Genomic DNA, 18862 nt, shown 5'->3' with positions numbered 1-18862 from the left:
CATCGTGAAATTACATGGCTTTACGAAACGTTGACCCCGAAGTCTAGAGCGATGCCCCGGAGCCCGGACGCGTACCCCTGTCCCACCGCCCGGAACTTCCATTCGCCGTTGTACCGGTAGAGCTCGCCGAAGATCATCGCGGTCTCCGTGGAGGCGTCCTCCGAGAGGTCGTACCGGGCGAGTTCCTGGCCGTCCGTCTGGTTCACGACGCGGATGAACGCGTTGCTGACCTGGCCGAAGCTCTGACCGCGGTTGTCGGCGTCATGGATCGACACCGGGAAGACGATCTTGTCGCAGTGGGCCGGCACCTTGGTGAGGTCCACGATGAGGGACTCGTCGTCCCCGTCACCCTCGCCGGTGAGGTTGTCACCGGTGTGTTCGACGGAGCCCTCGGGGCTGCGCAGCTGGTTGTAGAAGACGAAGTACTCGTCGCCGAGCACCCGGCCGGCCTGGCACAGCAGAGCGCTGGCGTCGAGGTCGAAGGGGGCTCCGGTGGTGGAGCGCGCGTCCCAGCCGAGCCCCACGAGGACCTGGGTGAGGTTGGGTGCGGCCTTGGAGAGGGAGACATTGCCTCCCTTGGCGAGCGTGACGCCCATGATTCGGTTCCTCCCCGGTGGTGATGAGGCACGTCCGGCGCCGCACGGGATGTGCGGCGCCGGACGGTTCGAACGGTTCGGCTCAGACGTTGACGCCGAAGTCCTGCGCGATGCCGCGCAGGCCCGAGGCGTACCCCTGGCCGACGGCGCGGAACTTCCACTCGGCACCGTGGCGGTACAGCTCGCCGAAGACCATGGCGGTCTCGGTCGAGGCGTCCTCGGAGAGGTCGTACCGGGCGATCTCGGCGCCGCCGGCCTGGTTCACGACGCGGATGAACGCGTTGCGCACCTGACCGAAGGACTGCTGGCGGTTCTCGGCGTCGTAGATCGAGACCGGGAAGACGATCTTGGCCACGTCGGCCGGCACGGTGGCCAGGCTGACCTTGACCTGCTCGTCGTCGCCCTCGCCCTCACCGGTGAGGTTGTCACCGGTGTGCTCGACCGAGCCGTCGGCGCTCTTCAGGTTGTTGAAGAAGACGAAGTCCTGGTCGTTGCGGACCTTGCCCTCCTCGCTCACCAGGATCGCGCTGGCGTCGAGGTCGAAGTCCGTACCGGTGGTGGTGCGGACGTCCCAGCCCAGACCGACGGTCACGGCGGTGAGGCCAGGGGCCTCCTTGGTCAGCGAGACGTTGCCGCCCTTGCTGAGGCTGACTCCCACGAGTCCCTCCATAGGTTTCCAGGGGCAGCGCCCCCAGTCGTGCGTTGGCATCGGATCAACGTCTGGATCCTAGTGACGGGTTCCCGGTCGAAACAGTCGATTCGCCCGGTGAATCCGTGGGTGTCGGCCCCGCGGCGCTCAGAGGGCTTCGAGGGCCTTGAGGTAATCGCCCAGGTCACGGGCGTCCGACAGGGCGTTCACGACGGTCCAGCGCACGACGCCCTCCTTGTCGATGACGAAGGTGCCGCGGACCGCGCAGCCCTTCTCCTCGTCGAAGACGCCATAGGCCCGGGAGGCCTCGCCGTGCTTCCAGAAGTCGGAGAGCAGAGGGAATTCCAGGTCCTCCTGGTCGCCGAAGACGCGGAGGGTGTGGATGGAGTCGTTGGAGACGGCGAGGAGCTGGGTGTCGTCGTTGACGAACGACGGAAGGTTGTCGCGGAGCTCGCGCAGTTCGCCGGTGCAGACGCCGGTGAACGCGAAGGGGTAGAAGAGCAGCACCACGTTCTTCTCGCCGCGGAAGTCGGACAGCCGCACGGTCCGGCCGTGGTTGTCCTTGAGCTCGAATTCCGGGGCCTTGGTGCCGACCTCGATCGCCATCGCCTACGCGTCCCTTTCGACGGGGCCCGGGCCTTGCGCCGTTTCGGTGAACCCGGGTGGACCCCACCCTACGGCCTGCGCACGAAAGCCCCCGCCGGTGGACCGGCGGGGGGTTCTCGCAGCGTGGTGATCAGCGCTTGGGAGCGGCCAGGCGGGTGCCCGTCCAGTCCTTGGCGATGCTGATGCTCTTGGTCTGGGAGAGACCAGCTGTCTGCGCGGCATCCTGGATGTCGGACGGCTCGATGTAGCCGTCACGGCCGGTCTTCGGGGTCAGCAGCCAGATGTTGCCGCCGTCTTCCAGAAGACCGATGGCGTCCACCAGTGCGTCGGTGAGATCGCCGTCCTCGTCCCGGAACCACAGCACGACGACGTCGGCGACATCGTCGTAGTCCTCGTCCACGAGGTCGGTTCCGATGACGGACTCGATGCCTTCACGGAGATCCTGGTCGACGTCATCGTCGTAGCCGATCTCCTGGACCACCTGTCCGGGCTCGAACCCCAGCCTCGCTGCCGGGTTGGTCCGCTCCTCCGCGTGGTCCGCGGTCGCGCTCACGGCTTGCCTCCTGCTCATTCGGAAAATGCTGTGGGCCGCGCGTATGCGCGCGGCGCTGGCCGTAGTCCACACGTGCCGGGGCGGATCGCGCAAGTACCCGGCCGTCGAGACCGCCGAAACGGTGACGTTTGGGGCCGTCTCGCCGCAACTTCCGGCACTGTCGGTCCCTCCTCCGTGATCAGGCACACATGGTTCGTCCCGGTTTGCTGACTTCTGCGGTTTCAGTCTGCCGAACGCCCGGACGAAACGCATGCGCGGGTTGGGCGTAAGGTTGCGATTTGACCGCACCCTGACTTCTGGAGGGCACGGCGGGGGACCCCCCGGGGGTTACCCCTCGGTAAATGTGACGTCCGGCGCCGGCGGGGTACACGATGGACATCCCGACCAGCCCGTGGCCCCGTGGGCACCACCGAACAGCGAAGGAAGAGCGTGGCTCCCGGATCCGATCGCAACCCGATCATCATTGGCGGCCTTCCCAGCCAGGTCCCGGATTTCGACCCGGAAGAGACCCAGGAATGGCTCGACTCCCTCGACGCGGCCGTGGACGAGCGGGGCCGTGAGCGGGCCCGCTACCTCATGCTCCGCCTGATCGAGCGGGCCCGCGAGAAGCGCGTGGCCGTGCCCGAGATGCGCAGCACGGACTACGTCAACACCATCGCCACCAGGGACGAACCCTTCTTCCCCGGCAACGAGGAGATCGAGCGCAAGGTCCTCAACGCCACCCGGTGGAACGCGGCCGTGATGGTCTCGCGCGCCCAGCGCCCCGGCATCGGCGTCGGCGGTCACATCGCGACCTTCGCCTCCTCCGCCTCCCTGTACGACGTCGGCTTCAACCACTTCTTCCGCGGCAAGGACGAGGGCGACGGCGGCGACCAGATCTTCTTCCAGGGCCACGCCTCCCCCGGCATCTACGCCCGCGCGTACCTCCTCGACCGGCTGAACGCGACGCAGCTCGACGCGTTCCGCCAGGAGAAGTCGAAGTTCCCGAACGGTCTTTCGTCGTACCCGCACCCGCGGCTGATGCCGGACTTCTGGGAGTTCCCGACCGTGTCGATGGGCCTCGGCCCGCTCGGCGCGATCTACCAGGCGCGGATGAACCGGTACATGGAGGCGCGCGGCATCGCCGACACCTCCAGGTCGCACGTCTGGGCGTTCCTCGGCGACGGCGAGATGGACGAGGTCGAGTCGCTCGGCCAGCTCTCCATCGCCGCCCGCGAGGGCCTGGACAACCTCACCTTCGTCGTCAACTGCAACCTCCAGCGGCTCGACGGCCCGGTCCGCGGCAACGGCAAGATCATCCAGGAGCTGGAGTCGATCTTCCGGGGCAACGGCTGGAACGTCATCAAGCTGATCTGGGACCGCTCCTGGGACCCGCTGCTGGCACAGGACCGCGACGGCATCCTGGTCAACAAGCTGAACACCACCCCGGACGGCCAGTTCCAGACGTACGCCACCGAGACCGGCGGCTACATCCGGGACCACTTCTTCGGCGACGACCACCGGCTGCGCGCCATGGTCGAGGGCATGTCGGACCAGCAGGTCCTGCACCTGGGCCGCGGCGGTCACGACCACAAGAAGATCTACGCGGCCTACGCGGCGGCGAAGGCCCACGCCGGCCAGCCGACCGTGATCCTCGCGCAGACCGTCAAGGGCTGGACGCTCGGCCCGAACTTCGAGGGCCGCAACGCGACCCACCAGATGAAGAAGCTGACGGTCGACGACCTCAAGCGCTTCCGCGACCGGCTGCACATCCCGGTGACCGACCGGCAGCTGGAGGAGGGCCTGCCGCCGTACTACCACCCGGGCCGGGACTCCGAGGAGATCCAGTACATGCACGACCGCCGCAAGGCGCTGGGCGGGTACGTCCCGACCCGGGTCGTGCGGGCGAAGCCGCTGGTCCTCCCCGACGACAAGACCTACGCGGCGGCCAGGAAGGGCTCCGGGCAGCAGTCGATCGCCACCACGATGGCCTTCGTCCGCATCCTGAAGGACCTCATGCGGGACAAGGAGATCGGCAAGCGCTTCGTGCTGATCGCCCCCGACGAATACCGCACCTTCGGCATGGACGCGTTCTTCCCGAGCGCCAAGATCTACAACCCGCTGGGCCAGCAGTACGAGGCGGTGGACCGCGAACTCCTCCTCGCCTACAAGGAGTCGCCGACCGGCCAGATGCTCCACGACGGCATCTCCGAGGCCGGCTGCACGGCCTCGCTGATCGCCGCCGGTTCGGCGTACGCCACGCACGGCGAGCCGCTGATCCCGGTGTACGTCTTCTACTCGATGTTCGGTTTCCAGCGGACCGGCGACCAGTTCTGGCAGATGGCCGACCAGCTGGCCCGCGGCTTCGTGCTCGGCGCCACCGCCGGCCGGACCACGCTGACCGGTGAGGGCCTCCAGCACGCGGACGGCCACTCGCACCTCCTCGCCTCGACCAACCCGGCCTGCATCGCCTACGACCCGGCGTTCGGCTTCGAGATCGCGCACATCGTCAAGGACGGTCTGCGCCGGATGTACGGTCCCCAGGCCGAGGACGTCTTCTACTACCTGACCGTCTACAACGAGCCGATCCAGCATCCGGCCGAGCCCGAGAACGTGGACGTGGACGGCATCCTCCAGGGCATCCACCGCTTCAAGGCCGCCGAGGCGGGCACGATCCCGGCGCAGATCATGGCCTCGGGCGTCGCCGTGCCGTGGGCGATCGAGGCGCAGCGGATCCTCGCCGAGGAGTGGAACGTCCGGGCCGACGTCTGGTCCGCGACCTCCTGGACCGAGCTGCGCCGCGAGGCCGTGGCCGTCGAGGAGCACAACCTCCTTCACCCGGACGAGGAGCAGCGCGTCCCGTACGTGACGCGCAAGCTCCAGGGCGCGCAGGGCCCGTTCGTCGCGGTCTCGGACTGGATGCGGTCGGTGCCGGACCAGATCTCCCGCTGGGTGCCCGGCCCGTACACCTCGCTGGGCGCGGACGGCTTCGGCTTCGCGGACACGCGCGGTGCGGCCCGCCGGTACTTCCACATCGACGCGCAGTCGATCGTGCTCTCGGTGCTGACCGAGCTCGCCCGCGACGGCAAGGTGGATCGCTCGGCCCTGAAGCAGGCCGTGGACCGCTACCAGCTGCTCGACGTGGCGGCCGCCGACCCCGGCGCCGCGGGCGGCGACGCCTGACGGCCGTGCCGCGGTGGCTCGTTCGGGCTGGTGAGGGCGGTGGGACGCGGTCCCGCCGCCCTTCGCCATTCCTTACGATGCGGCTCATGCCCGTCATGAAACTTCGCTGGGAGGAGCGCACCCAGACACCGCTCCTGGTGCTCGCGGTCGCGTTCGGCATCGCCTACGCAGTGCCGATCGTGGCTCCCGGCGCCGAGCCGTGGGTGCACCGGCTGTGCACCCACGTCGAGTGGGCCGTCTGGGCTGCCTTCGCGCTCGACTATCTCGTCCGTCTCGGGCTCGCCCCGAACCGCTGGCACTTCGTGCGCGGCCATCCGCTGGACCTGCTCGCGGTGATACTGCCGATGGTGCAGCCGCTGCGGCTGCTGCGGGTCGTCTCCACGCTCCTCCTCGTGGGCCGGCGGGCCCGGATGGCCCCGCAGATAACGCTCACCACCTATGTGGCGGGCGCGGTGGTCGGGCTGATGATGTTCGGCTCGCTGGCCGTGCTCCATGTGGAGCGGGACGCCCCGAACGGCAACATCAAGACGCTCGGGGACGCCGTCTGGTGGTCGTTCACCACGATGACCACGGTCGGCTACGGCGACCACGCCCCGACGACGGGTCTCGGGCGGGTCCTCGCGGTGGGCCTGATGCTCTCGGGCATCGCCCTGCTCGGTGTCGTCACGGCCAACATCGCGGCCTGGTTCATCTCGCGCTTCGACCGCGACGACGCGGTGGAGCGCCGGCAGACCGAGCTCCTGGAGGCGCTCACCCTGGAGGTCCGGGAGCTGCGCGCCGAGGTGGCCCGGCTGTCGGCCCCGCCGGGGCCGAGCGAGCCGCGGGACGTCCCCTCGCCTACCGCTCCCAGAGCTTGAACGCTCTGACCTCGTAGGCCGTCTGCGGCACCCAGGTCCCCCGCCCCGGATACGTCTCGAACTCCCCGGTCTCCCCGCACTCGGCCGACTGGTACGTGGTGACGGGCCGCCCCGTGCGGTTGGCGAGGGACTGGGCCGAGGTGCCTTCCGGCAGGGGGACGCAGCTGTCGATGTCGGTCGTGGCCAGCTCGTGCGTCCACGGCCTGCCCTTGAAGTCGGGCTTGGGCCAGAGGCAGAGCCGGCCCGGCCCGCAGGCCCCGAGCGCGGTCCCGGACGGCGCGGCCGCCGTGACCGGAGCGGCCCGGACGGCGTGAGCGGCGTGGGCGGCGCGGGTGGCCTGGGGGGCGTGGGCGGCGTCGGAGGCCTGGGCGGCGTGGGCGGCCATCGCTCCCTGCGTGCCCCGTGCGCCCTGCGACCCTTGCGCTCCTTGCGCTCCTTGCGCTCCCTGGGTGCCCTGCGCGCCCTCTGCCCCATGGGCCGCCAGGAACACGGTCAGAACGGCCGCGAGTGTCAGAGCGGTCTTCGTATACATGCTGATGAACCCCCGTTTCGTCACTCTCTGTAATCACGAGAATGACGCAGGTCCCCCGCCGACGGAAGAGGGGCCGCCCCCGTTCACGCGAACGGGTGACGGCCCCCTACGGGAACCCCGAGGAACGGGCGTCAGATGTGACCGCCCATGCCGCCCGCCTCCGCGTTCTCGCCCCGCTTGGTGAGCGTGGCGACGAGGGCCGCGACGACCGCGACGGCACCGGCGACGGTGAAGGCCAGGCCCATGCCGTCGAGGAAGGTGTCGTGGATGACCCCGGTGATCTGCTGCAGGAGACCGGGGGTCATCCCCGGCGCCTGGGCCAGCTCCGGCGGGGCCATGCCGAACTCGGCGGCCTGCTCCAGCTGCGGGTTGACCGGGGCCGGGATGCCGGCCTCCTTCCAGTTGTCCGCGAAGGAGTCGGCGACCTTGGAGGACATGACGGCACCGAGCACCGCCGTACCGAGCGCGCCGCCGACCTGCATGGCGGCCTGCTGGAGACCGCCGGCGACGCCGGAGAGTTCGAGCGGCGCGTTGCCGACGATGACCTCGGTCGCGCCGACCATGACCGGGGCGAGGCCCAGACCGAGCAGGGCGAACCAGAGCGACATGGCGAGGGTGCCGGTGCCGGCGGTGAGGGTGATCATGCCGAACATCGCGACGGCGGTGCAGACCATGCCGCCGACGAGCGGCACGCGCGGCCCGAACTTGGTGATGAGCGCGCCGGCGAGCGGCGAGGAGACGATCATCATCGCGGTCAGTGGCAGCAGGTGCAGACCGCTGTCGACCGGGCTGAGACCCTTCACGCCCTGGAGGTAGAAGGTCACGAAGAAGAGGCCGCCCATGAAGGCGAAGGCCATCAGGACCATCAGCACCACGCCGGCCGAGAGCGGCACGGAGCGGAACATGGCCAGCGGGATCAGCGGCTCCTTGACCTTGGTCTCCCAGAAGGCGAAGACCGCGAACAGGAACAGCGCGCCGATCAGGCAGCCCCAGGTCTTGCCGCTGGACCAGCCCCAGGACTCGCCGGCCTTGATGAGGCTCCAGACGAGGGAGGCCATGGCGCCGGAGAGCAGCAGGATGCCCAGGACGTCGAAGGAACGCGGCGCGTTCTCCGCGCGGTGGTCCTTCAGGATGACCAGGCCGAGGACGAGCGCGACGACGCCCACCGGCACGTTGATGAAGAAGACGGACTGCCAGCTGACGTGCTCGACGAGCAGGCCGCCGACGATCGGGCCGCCCGCCGTGGACGCGCCGATGACCATGCCCCAGATGCCGATCGCCATGTTCAGCTTCTCGGCGGGGAAGGTGGCGCGCAGCAGGCCGAGCGCGGCCGGCATCAGCAGGGCGCCGAACAGGCCCTGCAGGACGCGGAAGGCGATCACGGCCCCGATGGAGTCGGAGAGGCCGATCGCACCGGAGGCGGCGGCGAAGCCGGCGATGCCGATGAGGAAGGTCTGCCGGTGGCCGAAGCGGTCGCCGAGCTTGCCGGCGGTGATCAGGGCGACGGCGAGCGCGAGCAGGTAGCCGTTGGTGATCCACTGGACCTGGGCGAGGCTGGCGCCGAGGTCGGTCTTGATGGCGGGGTTGGCGATGGCGACGATCGTGCCGTCGAGGGCGACCATCATCACGCCCACGGCCACGCCGAACAGGGTCAGCCAGGGGTGGCCGCGCAGTCCCTTCGCCGGGACCGGAACGGGTTCCCGGACGCCCCCCTGACCCTGCGGGGCCTTTTCCACGGTGGTCTGACTAGTCATGCGAACGAGGCTAATGACAGTCACTGACAATTGACAAAGCGATTCACGCGTCGGTAACTGTCACGTAGCTCACAGGTACGCTGAGCAGGACGAAATGCCTGGAAAGAGGACCTCGACGTGACCGTGCCCGGACTGCGCGAGCGGAAGAAGCAGCGCACGCGCGACGCACTGACCCGGGTGGCGCTGGAGCTCTTCACCACCCAGGGGTACGAGCGGACCACCGTCGACGAGATCGTCGACGCCGTGGAGGTCTCCCAGCGCACCTTCTTCCGGTACTTCTCCTCCAAGGAGGAGGTCGCCTTCGCCGTCCAGCAGATGGTGGAGGAGCGCTTCGTGGACGCCCTCGGACAGCGGCCCCCGCACGAGGCCCCCCTCGACGCGATGCGCAACGCCGTCCTGTGCGCCTGGGACACCATCGGCGAGGCGATCGCCGAGGTCGTCCCCGTCGAGCTGCACCTGCGCACGTACCGGATGATCGAGTCGACGCCCGCGCTGCTCGCCGTCCATCTGCGCCGCTCGACCGAGATGGAGGAGACCATCGCCGGGATCATCGCCGCGCGCGAGGGCCTCGACGTCGACGAGGACCCCCGCCCCCGGATCGCGGTGGCGGCGTTCAGCGGGGTGATGCGGGTCACCGGCCAGATGTGGGGCCGGGGCACGGACCAGAGCCTGGAAGCCATCCGCGCGCTCACCGAGGAGTACCTGGACCACCTCGGACCGGCGCTCGCCCCGCACTGGCGGAACCCGGCCGGAGAGCGCACCGCGCCGTAGGCCGTGGCACCTCGCGAGGGCCCGTCCGGAAGGGGTCCGGGCACCCGCCCGGTGAACCTCGTCATCTCGGCCCCGTAGGGTGGCCGCCCGTGACCTCCGCCGATGCCTCGCCCGCCCTCGTCGCCACGCGCGCGCTCCTCGCGCTGGCCGTCGTGTTCGTGCTCCTCGCGACGACCGGGTGGACCACGATCCGGCACCGGCCCGTGCCGTGGCCGTCCCGCGAAGCCGCGCTCGCCGCCTGGGCGCGCGACCGGGTCGACCACCGGCCGCTGCCCGACCCGGCCGCCCCGGCCCGTACCGTCGCCGCCTTCTTCGCCCGGCTCGGCCCGGCGGGCAGCGCCCGGCTCGCCGCCCGGCACCCGCTCGTCGTCGGCAACCTCAACGGCGTCCCGGTCTCCCTGCGCTACCACGCCAACCGGATCACCCTCGCGCGCGCGTACGCCGCCGAGCGGAGCCGGGTCGACGACACCAGGCTCTCCCCCGAGGGCCGCCACGAGGCCCGCCGCCGGGTCGACCGCTTCGCCTCGCTGATGCGTCCGGGCCGCCAGGTCCTCGCCTTCGACCCGACCGGTACGGGGCGGGCCGCCGAGGTCCTCGGAGACCTGGAGCGCGCCCGGCACGTCTCGGTGATCGTGCCCGGCGTCGACACCAACCTGCTCACCTTCCAGAAGACCCACGGCCGGTACGGCGCCCCCGCCGGCATGGCCGAGGCCCTCTACGCGGCCGAGCGGAGTGCCTCCCCACGCGCCCGCGTGGCAGTGATCGCCTGGGCCGACTACACCGCGCCCGTCGGGATCGGCGTCGACGCGGTGATCGGCCGGCTGGCCGAGGACGGCGCCGTACGCCTGGTGGGTCTCACCGAGTCACTGCCCGGGGACGCGCGCGTGGCGCTCTTCTGCCACAGCTACGGCTCCGTGCTCTGCGGGGTCGCCGCGCCCCGGCTGCCCGCCCGGGTGACCGACGTGGCCGTGGCCGGAAGCCCGGGGATGCGGGTCGAGCGGGCGGCCGAACTCGGCGGCCACGCGCGCGTGTGGGCCATGCGGGACGCCGACGACTGGATCGCGGACGTGCCGCACCTGGAGGTGGGCGGGGTCGGGCACGGCGCGGACCCGGTCGCGCCGGAGTTCGGCGCCCGGCTGCTCTCCGCGCGCGGGGCGCTCGGCCACAGCGGCTATTTCGAGCCGGGGACGGAGAGCCTCGGCAACTTCGCCGCGATAGGCGTCGGGGCCTACCCGAGTCTCGTCTGCGCACGTGCCGACAGCGCTTGCCACGACGGAATATCCGGCACGGAAGGGCTCTGACGCGCGTAGATCACGCAATTTCGGGACCTTTCGCAGGGGCGACGCAAGGGCACACGCCGCTTACGATGAGGCGTATGGGTGATGTGCTGGCCGGAATTCATGCCACCTGGGAGCTCGAGAGCGACGCCCTCGTCATCCGCTTCGATCGGGGGATCCGCACGCCGAAGCTCTTCCACGCGCTGCGCGAGAGACGAGTACCGCACGAGGCGTTGGCGTCGGTGACGCTCACGCCCGGCAAGCGGGGCACCGTCGTGCTGCACGCCGTGCCGAGACCGGGCGCCGATCCGCTGATGGAGGCGGCCGCGGGGCAGCTCAAGGAGGGCAGCGATCCGTACCGCCTGGTGCTCCCGGCGGAACGCGAACCGCTCGCCGAGCGCTACCGGGACGAGCTGCGGGCGCTCCTCTCGTCGCAGCCGGGGGCCGCGGGGGCCGCCGGGTACGACGGGATCGACGGACTCGACGGGATCGACGGACTCGACGCGTACGACGGGCTCGTTCCCGACGGGGCCCTCGGGGGCGTCCCGCCCGCCGACCGGTTCCTGGTGGAGCCGCCGTCGGGGCCGCAGTCCTTCAAGGCGTACGACGGGAAGGCCAGCTTCGACGGGACCTCCGAGGTCGCGTTCCGCTGGTCCTGGACGGGGGCGTCCTCGGAGAAGTGGAAGGCCGGCGACCAGGTCTTCCCGGTACGGGACCTCTGCGGGGTCGAATGGCGCTCGCCGGACGGCGTCGACGGCTACCTGCGGCTCGTGCCGCGGGACGGCGTGCCCCGGGCCGGCCTGCCCGACCAGGACCCGGCGTGCGTCGTCTTCGGCCGCTACGGGCCCGTGTACGAGTCCCTGACCTTCGCGGCCGCGGTCCTCGCCGCGATCCGGGGCAAGGACCGCGCGCCCGTGCCCGTGCCCGTCGCGGCGTCTGCCGGGGAACGGCGGGATCCCGGGGCGGTGGCTGAAAGGATTCGGCATCTGGGCGAGCTGCATCAGGCGGGGCTGGTGACGGATGCGGAGTTCTCGGCGAAGAAGGCGGAGCTCCTGGCGGAGCTGTGAGGGTGGGCGGGCCCTGAGCCCGGGCGGCCCTGAGCCTGGGCCCGTACCCTCCGTGTGCCGTCACCGCTGGTGCGGGTTCGGGCGCGGGGGCCTCTGGCGCCGGTACGGGCGCCGTTCCGTTGTGCCCACCCGTTCCGCCCCGGCGGAACGCATGCCCACAACGGCGTCATACCCCAGTAGCAGGTCACAGCCCGGTCCCCGGTATGACGCCTGGCTTCAGGGGGGCCTCCTACGCTGGGTGGGTCATGGTTACCGCATCGCGGCCCGAGCCGCCCGCCGCCTCCCTGCCCGCTGCCCGTCGTCTCTGGGGCCGGTCCCGCGAGATGTTCCAGGGGCTGGGGGCCGCGCTCACCACCCCGACCACGCCGGGGGCCCCGCTCCTCGCCGACGCCTCGGGCCGGTGGGTGCGGCTGCTGCCGTACGCCGTCGCCCTCGCGTTCACCGCCTCGCTCCTGCCCTCCACGGTCCTGCTCCTCATCAACGACTACGGCGTCAACGGCGCCCTCGCCGGCGCCCTCGGCACGGCCCAGGCCGCGCCACTGCTGCTCGCCGTCACCCGCCCCCTCCAGGCCTGGTGGATCGTCTTCGCCGCCGACGTGCTCGGCGCGCTCGTGCTGCTCGGCTCGGACGGGCCCCGCGCGGAGATGTGGCCGTGGACCCCGCCGGTCGTCATCGGCTACTGCGCGCTGATGGTCGCGCTCGGACTGCGCGAGTCACGCCGGGCACTGTTCGGGGTGTGGCTGGCCACCGGCGTGGCCGGTTTCGTCCTGGAGGCCTTCCGGCCCGCCGGGCTCACCAGCCTCCACCTCCTGCTGCTCGTCCTGAGCGGTGTGCTGCTGCTCCTCACCTCGGCGCTGCGCGCCCGGGGCGACGCGCAGCGGCGGCTCGCCGAGCAGGAGACCATCAACGAGGCCGAACGGGCCCGCCGCACCCTCCTGGAGGAGCGGGCCAGGATCGCGCGGGAGCTGCACGACGTCGTCGCCCACCACATGTCCGTGATCACCGTGCAGGCGGACTCGGCGCCGTACCGCATCCCCGAGCTCCCGGAGGCGGCCCGGGAGGAGTTCACGTCGATCGCGGCGAGCGCCCGTGAGTCGCTGGCCGAGATGCGCCGGCTGCTCTCCGTGCTGCGCAGTGACGGCAGCGAGGGCGAGCGGGCCCCGCAGCCGGGCCTCGACCGGGTCCAGCAGCTCGTCGAGGCGACCGTACGGGCGGGGGTGCCGGCCGAGCTGCGGCTGGCCGCCGATCTCGGGGAGGTGCCGCAGGCGGTGGACCTGTCCGCGTACCGGATCGTGCAGGAGGCCCTGGCCAACGTCGTGCGGCACGCGCCGGGGGCGTCGACGCGGGTGTCGGTCCGGGCCGACGAGGGGTGGCTGACGGTCCTCGTCGTCAACGGGCCGTCCCTGGAGGAGGGTTCCGCCGTCGAGCGGGGTGTCCCCGGCACCGGGCACGGGCTCGTCGGCATGCGGGAACGCGTACGGTTGACCGGCGGCTCGCTGGACACCGGGCCGCTGCCGGACGGCGGCTTCCGGGTCGCGGCCCGGCTTCCCCTGCGTACGAAGGACACCGAGTGACCATCCGCGTGATCATCGTCGACGACCAGGCCATGGTGCGGGCCGGTTTCGCCGCGCTGCTCGCCGCGCAGCCCGACATCGACGTGGTCGGCGAGGCGCCGGACGGTCGGCAGGGCGTGGAGGTGGCGCGCTCGGCGCACCCGGACGTGGTCCTGATGGACGTGCGGATGCCGGAGCTGGACGGGCTCGCGGCCGCCCGGGAGATCCTGCACCCGCCGGCCGGGGTCACGCACCGGCCGAAGGTGCTGATGCTGACCACCTTCGACGTCGACGACTACGTGTACGAGGCGCTGCGCGCGGGGGCGTCCGGCTTCCTCCTCAAGGACGCGCCGCCGGCCGATCTCATCGCCGCGGTACGCGTGGTGGCGGCGGGCGAGGCGCTGCTCGCGCCGTCCGTGACCCGCCGGCTCATCGCCGACTTCGCGGCCTCGCGTCCGGCGCCCCGCCGGGACACCACGGCGCTGCGTCTGAACGGGCTCACCCCGCGCGAGACGGAGGTCCTGGAGCTGATCGCCCGGGGCCTGTCCAACCAGGAGATCGCCGACACCCTGGTACTGGCCGAGCAGACGGTGAAGACCCACATCGGCCGGGTCCTCGCCAAGCTGGACCTGCGCGACCGGGCGCAGGCGGTGGTCTTCGCGTACGAGTCGGGCCTGGTCACGCCCGGGGAGTCGCGCTAGCACCCGGGGGAAAACCCCACCCCTCTCCTCCGGTTGGCTGCTCCTCCACCCCCTACCCCGGTATCAAGGGTGAGTTGGCTCCCGGGTGTGACGTGCCGTCACCCGTCGTCTTCCTACCTTCCTCTCGCCGACGACGAGAGCGAGGGAGGGCGGGCCGATGCGCCGCATTTCGAGGACCCTGATCACCGCAGCGGTGGTGGCCGGTGTGATCGCCGGGACCGCCGGCTGGGCGTCCGGGAACAGCCAGGAGGCCGTGACCGGGGCCCCGGCCGGGACGGCGGCGTGGCGGGCCGCGGGGCTGCCGGACCCGGAGCGGATGGACCCGGCCGAGGTCGCGCGCTTCTTCGCCGGGCTGAGTCCCGTACGGCAGCGGGAGCTGGCCCGCAGGCACCCGACGGTCGTCGGGAACCTCGACGGGGCGCCCCTGGAGCTGCGGTACGAGGCCAACGCCCGCTCCACGCACGGGGAGTTCGACGGGGCGCGGGTCCTCGCCCACGATCCGCGCGGCCGGGGGCAGGTGGCCCTGGTCTACGGGGACCTGGCGCGGGCCGAGCACGTGGCCGTGATCGTTCCGGGCTCCGACGTCGACGCGGACCGTGTGCGGCCGCTCGCGGACATGGCGACCGAGCTGCGCCGGGCGACCGGCGGCCGTACCGCGGTCGTGGCCTGGGCCGGGTACACGACGCCCGTGGGCGTCGGTCTGGACGCGGCCACCGGCCGCCTCGCCGAGGCCGGGGCGGACCGTCTCACCCGGTTCACGGACGGGCTCGCGGCGGTCGGCGCGGCCGAGCCGTCCGTGTTCTGCCACAGCTACGGCTCGGTGGTCTGCGGTCTCGCCGCGCACCGGCTGAAGGCCAAGGACCTGGTGGTCTTCGGCTCCCCCGGGATGCGCGCCGAGAACGTCTCCGAGCTCGGGACCTCCGCCCGGGTCTGGGCGGCGAAGGATCCCACCGACTGGATCGACCGGGTCCCGAACGTGGAGTTCGCGGGCCTCGGGCACGGGGCCGATCCCACCGACCCGGCCTTCGGGGCGCGCCGGATCCCGGCCGGGGACGCCGCCGGGCACGGCGGCTACTTCGCGCCCGGCACCGCCTCCCTCCGCGCGTTCGCCGCGATCGCCGAGGGGGACGTCCGATGAAGACGCTCGTCGCGAAGATCGAGTCCTCCACCCCCGCCCACCGCGACCGGGCGATCGACGGGCTCCGCGCCCTCGCGCTGCTCGCCGTGCCGACCGGGCACTGGCTGCTCGGCGGCTTCACGCTCTCCTCCGACGGCGCGATCCACAACGCGAGCCCGCTGGGCACCTTCGCGGGTCTCGCGCCCGTCAGCTGGGTCCTGCAGATGCTGGGGATCTTCTTCCTGGTCGGCGGCTACGCGTCGGTCCTGTCGTACCGGCGGCGCAAGGGCTCCACGCGCGCGTGGCTGGGCGGCCGGCTCGCCCGGCTCGGGCGCCCGGTGCTCGGGGTCACCGCCGTGTGGGCGGCGCTGCTGCCGGTGCTGCACTTCGGTCTCGGGGTGCCCGTGGACACGCTGCGGACGGCGTCGACGCTGGTGATCCAGCCGCTCTGGTTCGTCGGGGTGTACACGGTGGTCACCGCGCTGACCCCGCTGTGCGTGCGGGCGGCCCGCCGCCTCGGGGTCTGGGCCGCGGCACCGCTGCTCGGCTCGGTCGCCGTCGTCGACTTCCTGCGGTACGGGCCGTACGCCGATGCCGTGCCGTCCTGGCTGAGCCTCCTGAACATCCTGCCCGGCTGGCTCTTCGCCTATCAGCTCGGCGTCTCGTGGGGCGAGGGCCGGGTCACCCGGCGCCACGCGTGGGCGCTGCTGCTGGGCGGCGCCGCGCTCTTCGCCGCCCTGCTCCTCGCCTTCGGCTACCCGGCGTCGATGGTCGGCGTCCCCGGCGAGGCCCGCACCAACTCGCACCCGCCGTCGCTGCTCGTCCTCGCCCTCGCCGCCGCGCAGAGCGGCGCGGCGATCCTGCTGCGGGACCGGCTCGGCCGGTTCCTGAAGCGGCCCGCGCTGTGGGCGCCGGTCGTCGTCGTCAACCTGTCCGCGATGACGATCCTGTGCTGGCACCAGACGGCGATGCTCACCGCCGCGATCCCCGCCTCGTACGCCGGGGAGGTCGCGGGCCTGGTCGGCGCGCCGGACTCGGTCGGCTGGATCCTGGCCCGCCTGGCCTGGATGCCGGTCTTCGCGGGCCTCCTGGTCCTGATCGGCCGGTACGCGCGCGTCTTCGAGTCCCCGTGGGCGAAGACCGGTCCGGCCCGCCGCACCCTGGCGGGTCTCCTCGCGGCGGGCTTCGCGGTCTTCGCCCTGGGGCTCGCGTGAGCGGGTCTCGCCTGAGCGGGTCTCGCCTGAGCGCGTCTCGCCTGAGCGGGTCTCGCGTCGACCGGCGGTGGGGCTCAGACCTCCCGGGCCGCCGAGGTGTGGCTCATGTCCGGGTAGCGGTCGCCCGCCACCAGGCCGGCGATCGGCTCCAGTGCGGCGAGTTCGGCGGCGGTGAGGGTGATCCGGGTGGCGGCCGCGTTCTCCAGGAGGCGGGAGCGCTTGCGGGTGCCGGGGATGGGGACGACCGTGAGGCCGTGCACGGCGGCGCGCTGCTGCACCCAGGCGAGGGCTATCTGGGCCGGGGTCGCGCCGTGGGTGGCGGCGATCTTGCGGACCGGGTCGAGGAGGGCGGCGTTCCGCTCGGCGTTCTCGCCGGTGAAGCGGGGCTGGTACTGGCGGAAGTCGCCGCCCGACAGGTCCTTGGCGGCGTCCGCGAACGAGCCGGTCAGGAAGCCCCGGCCGAGCGGCGAGTACGGCACGAAGGTCACCCCGAGCTCGGCGGCGGCGCCGACGGCGCTGCGTTCCACGTCCCGGGAGAAGAGCGACCACTCCGACTGGAGGGCGGTGATCGGGTGCACCGCGTGGGCCTCGCGCAGCTCGGGCCCGGTGACCTCGCTCAGGCCCAGGAAGCGGACCTTGCCCTCCTGGACGAGCTCGGCCATGGCGCCGACGGACTCGGCGAAGGGGACCTCCGGGTCGCGGCGGTGCATGTAGTAGAGGTCGATGGTCTCGACGCCGAGGCGGCGCAGGCTGTCCTCGGCGGCCTTCTTGATGTACGCCGGGTCGTTGCGGACGGCCCGGTAGGTCGGGTCGTCGGCGCGGCGTTCTATGGCGAACTTGGTGGCGAGGGTGACCTCGTCGCGGTGGGCGGCGAGGAACGGGGCGAGGAACTCCTCGTTGGCGCCGCTGCCGTAGATGTCGGCCGTGTCGATGAGGGTGACGCCGGCCTCCAGGGCGGCGTCGAGGGTGTCGCGGGCGGCGGCCTCGTCGGTGTCGCCGTAGAACTCGCTGATGCCCATGGCGCCGAAGCCCTGGACGCCGACCTCCGGTCCGTCCTGGCCGCCGAGACGTACGGTGTCGATCCTGCTCACGCTGGTCATGAAGGTGTTCCTCCGCATGCGGTCCCGTAATGACTGATCTTGATGTCGAGCACGGCGAGCGTGTCCTGGAGCTCGGTGATCCGGGTGAGGACGTCCCGCCGGGTGGCCTCCAGGAGCTCCCGCCGCGCGTCCCGGGTGTGGTCGCCCTCCCGCACCAGCTCGGCGTACCTGACCATGTCGGCGACCGGCATCCCCGTCAGCCGCAGCTTGCCGACGAAGGCCAGCCAGCCCAGGTCCCGCTCGGAGAAGCGGCGCTGCCCGGTGTGCGAACGGTCGACGTGCGGCATGAGGCCGATCCGCTCGTACCAGCGCAGGGTGTGCGCGGTGAGCCCCGTCAGGGCGGCCACCTCGCTGATCGTGTAGCGGTCCTTCCCGGCGGGTGGGGTCGTGCTCTCGACGCTCTCGATCACGCTCATGACCCCACGCTAAAACGTTGGAGTGCACTCGAAGCAAGTAGGCTCGGCCCCATGCAGAGCAGCGTGCCGAGCCTGGCGTCGATCGAGAACTGGCCCGTCCCCACCGCGGCCGCCGCCGTGGTCCGCGCGGACGGCACCCTGGCCGGGTCCCACGGCCCCACCGGGCGGCGTTTCGCGCTCGCCTCGGTCACCAAGCCGCTCGCGGCGTACGCCGTCCTCGTCGCGTACGAGGAGGGGGCGATCGACCTCGACGAGCCCGCCGGGCCCGAGGGCGCGACCGTCCGCCATCTCCTCGCCCACACCTCGGGGCTGGCCTTCGACGAGAACCGGGTCATGGCCGCGCCGGGCACCCGCCGGATCTACTCCAACACCGGCTTCGAGGCCCTCGGCGACCACGTCGCGAAGGCCACCGACATCCCCTTCGCCGAGTACCTGCACCAGGCGGTCCTGGAGCCCCTCGGCATGACCTCGACGACGCTGGAGGGCTCGCCCGCCAAGGACGGCGTGTCGACCGTGGACGACCTCGTGCGGTTCGCCGCCGAGGTGCAGGCGCCGCGGCTGCTCGACGCGCGGACCGTCCTGGACGCGATGACCGTCACGTACCCCGGTCTGACCGGGATCCTGCCCGGCTACGGGCACCAGAGGCCGAACGACTGGGGGCTCGGCTTCGAGATCCGCGACGGCAAGTCCCCGCACTGGACCGGCGCGAGCTCCTCGCCGCGCACCTTCGGGCACTTCGGGCAGGCCGGCACGTTCCTGTGGATCGACCCGGACGCCGGGTGGGCGGGCGGGAACAGCACAGGGGCCGCGTGCGTGGCCCTCACCGACCGGCCCTTCGGGCCGTGGGCGGTCGAGGCCTGGCCGCCGTTCACGGACGCGGTGCTCGCGGACCTGCGCGCGCGCTGACGCCGGGGCGCGTTCCTGCGCCGGGGGCGGC

At 72.0% G+C, this 18862-nt stretch carries 18 protein-coding genes; 10 read left to right on the top strand and 8 right to left on the bottom strand.

What is annotated here, in order from left to right; translation table 11 throughout:
• Positions 1 to 20: 20 nt before the first annotated feature.
• The 4 genes from IE237_RS12630 to IE237_RS12615 all read right to left on the bottom strand — a co-directional run bounded on the left by IE237_RS12630 (position 21) and on the right by IE237_RS12615 (position 2404).
• Positions 21 to 596, bottom strand: a complete 576-nt coding sequence (locus tag IE237_RS12630) for a TerD family protein (RefSeq protein WP_125663907.1) — start codon at positions 594 to 596, stop codon at positions 21 to 23.
• 82 nt (positions 597 to 678) lie between these two features.
• The gene (locus tag IE237_RS12625; RefSeq protein ID WP_026058190.1) at positions 679 to 1254 is read right to left on the bottom strand and encodes a TerD family protein; all 576 of its coding nucleotides are present in this window, start codon (positions 1252 to 1254) and stop codon (positions 679 to 681) included.
• 138 nt (positions 1255 to 1392) lie between these two features.
• Positions 1393 to 1851 carry a peroxiredoxin gene (locus IE237_RS12620; protein ID WP_189802003.1) on the bottom strand — a complete coding sequence of 153 codons (459 nt, stop codon included), beginning with the start codon at positions 1849 to 1851 and terminating at the stop codon, positions 1393 to 1395.
• A gap of 130 nt (positions 1852 to 1981) precedes the next feature.
• The gene (locus tag IE237_RS12615; RefSeq protein ID WP_189802002.1) at positions 1982 to 2404 is read right to left on the bottom strand and encodes a DUF3052 domain-containing protein; all 423 of its coding nucleotides are present in this window, start codon (positions 2402 to 2404) and stop codon (positions 1982 to 1984) included.
• 429 nt (positions 2405 to 2833) lie between these two features.
• On the opposite strand from IE237_RS12615, the gene aceE reads away from it, so the two are divergent.
• Both aceE and IE237_RS12605 read left to right on the top strand, forming a co-directional pair.
• On the top strand, positions 2834 to 5566 hold the full coding sequence (aceE, locus tag IE237_RS12610; protein WP_189802001.1) for a pyruvate dehydrogenase (acetyl-transferring), homodimeric type: 2733 nt from the start codon (positions 2834 to 2836) through the stop codon (positions 5564 to 5566).
• A 95-nt stretch (positions 5567 to 5661) separates the two neighbouring features.
• A complete protein-coding gene (locus tag IE237_RS12605; RefSeq protein ID WP_229842694.1) occupies positions 5662 to 6423 on the top strand; it encodes a potassium channel family protein in 762 nt (253 codons plus the stop codon).
• Here IE237_RS12605 and IE237_RS12600 read toward each other — a convergent pair.
• Together IE237_RS12600 and IE237_RS12595 are read right to left on the bottom strand one after the other, a co-directional pair.
• Complete coding sequence (locus IE237_RS12600) at positions 6404 to 6808, bottom strand: peptidase inhibitor family I36 protein (protein ID WP_189801999.1); 405 nt, start codon at positions 6806 to 6808, stop codon at positions 6404 to 6406. The genes IE237_RS12605 and IE237_RS12600 overlap by 20 nt on opposite strands.
• 278 nt (positions 6809 to 7086) lie before the next feature.
• Complete coding sequence (locus IE237_RS12595) at positions 7087 to 8709, bottom strand: MFS transporter (RefSeq protein WP_189801998.1); 1623 nt, start codon at positions 8707 to 8709, stop codon at positions 7087 to 7089.
• Positions 8710 to 8826: 117 nt separating this feature from the next.
• Between IE237_RS12595 and IE237_RS12590 the strand changes: the two genes are divergently transcribed.
• The 7 genes from IE237_RS12590 (at position 8827) to IE237_RS12560 (ending at position 16409) form a co-directional block, all read left to right on the top strand.
• A complete protein-coding gene (locus IE237_RS12590) occupies positions 8827 to 9480 on the top strand; it encodes a TetR family transcriptional regulator (protein WP_189801997.1) in 654 nt (217 codons plus the stop codon).
• An 89-nt stretch (positions 9481 to 9569) separates the two neighbouring features.
• Entirely contained in the window at positions 9570 to 10781 is a 1212-nt protein-coding gene (locus IE237_RS12585; RefSeq protein ID WP_189801996.1) for an alpha/beta hydrolase, read from the top strand.
• A 74-nt stretch (positions 10782 to 10855) separates the two neighbouring features.
• Positions 10856 to 11824 carry a DUF4429 domain-containing protein gene (locus IE237_RS12580; protein WP_189801995.1) on the top strand — a complete coding sequence of 323 codons (969 nt, stop codon included), beginning with the start codon at positions 10856 to 10858 and terminating at the stop codon, positions 11822 to 11824.
• A 245-nt stretch (positions 11825 to 12069) separates the two neighbouring features.
• Complete coding sequence (locus IE237_RS12575) at positions 12070 to 13398, top strand: sensor histidine kinase (RefSeq protein WP_189801994.1); 1329 nt, start codon at positions 12070 to 12072, stop codon at positions 13396 to 13398.
• On the top strand, positions 13395 to 14078 hold the full coding sequence (locus IE237_RS12570) for a response regulator (protein ID WP_189801993.1): 684 nt from the start codon (positions 13395 to 13397) through the stop codon (positions 14076 to 14078). Before IE237_RS12575 ends, IE237_RS12570 begins: the two co-directional genes overlap by 4 nt.
• Positions 14079 to 14235: 157 nt before the next feature.
• On the top strand, positions 14236 to 15216 hold the full coding sequence (locus IE237_RS12565; RefSeq protein WP_189801992.1) for an alpha/beta hydrolase: 981 nt from the start codon (positions 14236 to 14238) through the stop codon (positions 15214 to 15216).
• Complete coding sequence (locus IE237_RS12560; protein WP_189801991.1) at positions 15213 to 16409, top strand: acyltransferase family protein; 1197 nt, start codon at positions 15213 to 15215, stop codon at positions 16407 to 16409. Before IE237_RS12565 ends, IE237_RS12560 begins: the two co-directional genes overlap by 4 nt.
• Before the next feature lie 74 nt (positions 16410 to 16483).
• Here the strand turns inward: IE237_RS12560 and IE237_RS12555 are convergent, their stop codons facing one another.
• Positions 16484 to 17509 carry an aldo/keto reductase gene (locus IE237_RS12555; RefSeq protein ID WP_189801990.1) on the bottom strand — a complete coding sequence of 342 codons (1026 nt, stop codon included), beginning with the start codon at positions 17507 to 17509 and terminating at the stop codon, positions 16484 to 16486.
• Positions 17506 to 17925 (bottom strand): MerR family transcriptional regulator, encoded by a 420-nt coding sequence (locus tag IE237_RS12550; RefSeq protein ID WP_189801989.1) that lies wholly within the window; start codon positions 17923 to 17925, stop codon positions 17506 to 17508. The genes IE237_RS12555 and IE237_RS12550 overlap by 4 nt, the downstream gene beginning before the upstream one ends.
• A gap of 51 nt (positions 17926 to 17976) precedes the next feature.
• On the opposite strand from IE237_RS12550, the gene IE237_RS12545 reads away from it, so the two are divergent.
• A complete protein-coding gene (locus IE237_RS12545; protein ID WP_229842615.1) occupies positions 17977 to 18831 on the top strand; it encodes a serine hydrolase domain-containing protein in 855 nt (284 codons plus the stop codon).
• The last annotated feature ends 31 nt before the right edge of the window (positions 18832 to 18862 follow it).

It is taken from the genome of Streptomyces tanashiensis, from assembly GCF_014648895.1.
Taxonomy (GTDB): Bacteria; Actinomycetota; Actinomycetes; order Streptomycetales; family Streptomycetaceae; genus Streptomyces; species Streptomyces tanashiensis.
Note: the sequence above shows the minus strand (reverse complement) of the source record. Positions and strands in the feature narration are given on the sequence as shown.

What these genes read in the sequence shown, in the direction of transcription:
- IE237_RS12595 (WP_189801998.1), bottom strand. Translation starts at nt 8,709, where the DNA reads ATGACTAGTCAGACCACCGTGGAAAAGGCCCCGCAGGGTCAGGGGGGC.
- IE237_RS12545 (WP_229842615.1), top strand. Translation starts at nt 17,977, where the DNA reads ATGCAGAGCAGCGTGCCGAGCCTGGCGTCGATCGAGAACTGGCCCGTC.
- IE237_RS12565 (WP_189801992.1), top strand. Translation starts at nt 14,236, where the DNA reads ATGCGCCGCATTTCGAGGACCCTGATCACCGCAGCGGTGGTGGCCGGT.
- IE237_RS12620 (WP_189802003.1), bottom strand. Translation starts at nt 1,851, where the DNA reads ATGGCGATCGAGGTCGGCACCAAGGCCCCGGAATTCGAGCTCAAGGAC.
- IE237_RS12560 (WP_189801991.1), top strand. Translation starts at nt 15,213, where the DNA reads ATGAAGACGCTCGTCGCGAAGATCGAGTCCTCCACCCCCGCCCACCGC.
- IE237_RS12575 (WP_189801994.1), top strand. Translation starts at nt 12,070, where the DNA reads ATGGTTACCGCATCGCGGCCCGAGCCGCCCGCCGCCTCCCTGCCCGCT.
- IE237_RS12550 (WP_189801989.1), bottom strand. Translation starts at nt 17,925, where the DNA reads ATGAGCGTGATCGAGAGCGTCGAGAGCACGACCCCACCCGCCGGGAAG.
- IE237_RS12630 (WP_125663907.1), bottom strand. Translation starts at nt 596, where the DNA reads ATGGGCGTCACGCTCGCCAAGGGAGGCAATGTCTCCCTCTCCAAGGCC.
- IE237_RS12605 (WP_229842694.1), top strand. Translation starts at nt 5,662, where the DNA reads ATGAAACTTCGCTGGGAGGAGCGCACCCAGACACCGCTCCTGGTGCTC.
- IE237_RS12600 (WP_189801999.1), bottom strand. Translation starts at nt 6,808, where the DNA reads ATGGCCGCCCACGCCGCCCAGGCCTCCGACGCCGCCCACGCCCCCCAG.
- IE237_RS12555 (WP_189801990.1), bottom strand. Translation starts at nt 17,509, where the DNA reads ATGACCAGCGTGAGCAGGATCGACACCGTACGTCTCGGCGGCCAGGAC.
- IE237_RS12580 (WP_189801995.1), top strand. Translation starts at nt 10,856, where the DNA reads ATGGGTGATGTGCTGGCCGGAATTCATGCCACCTGGGAGCTCGAGAGC.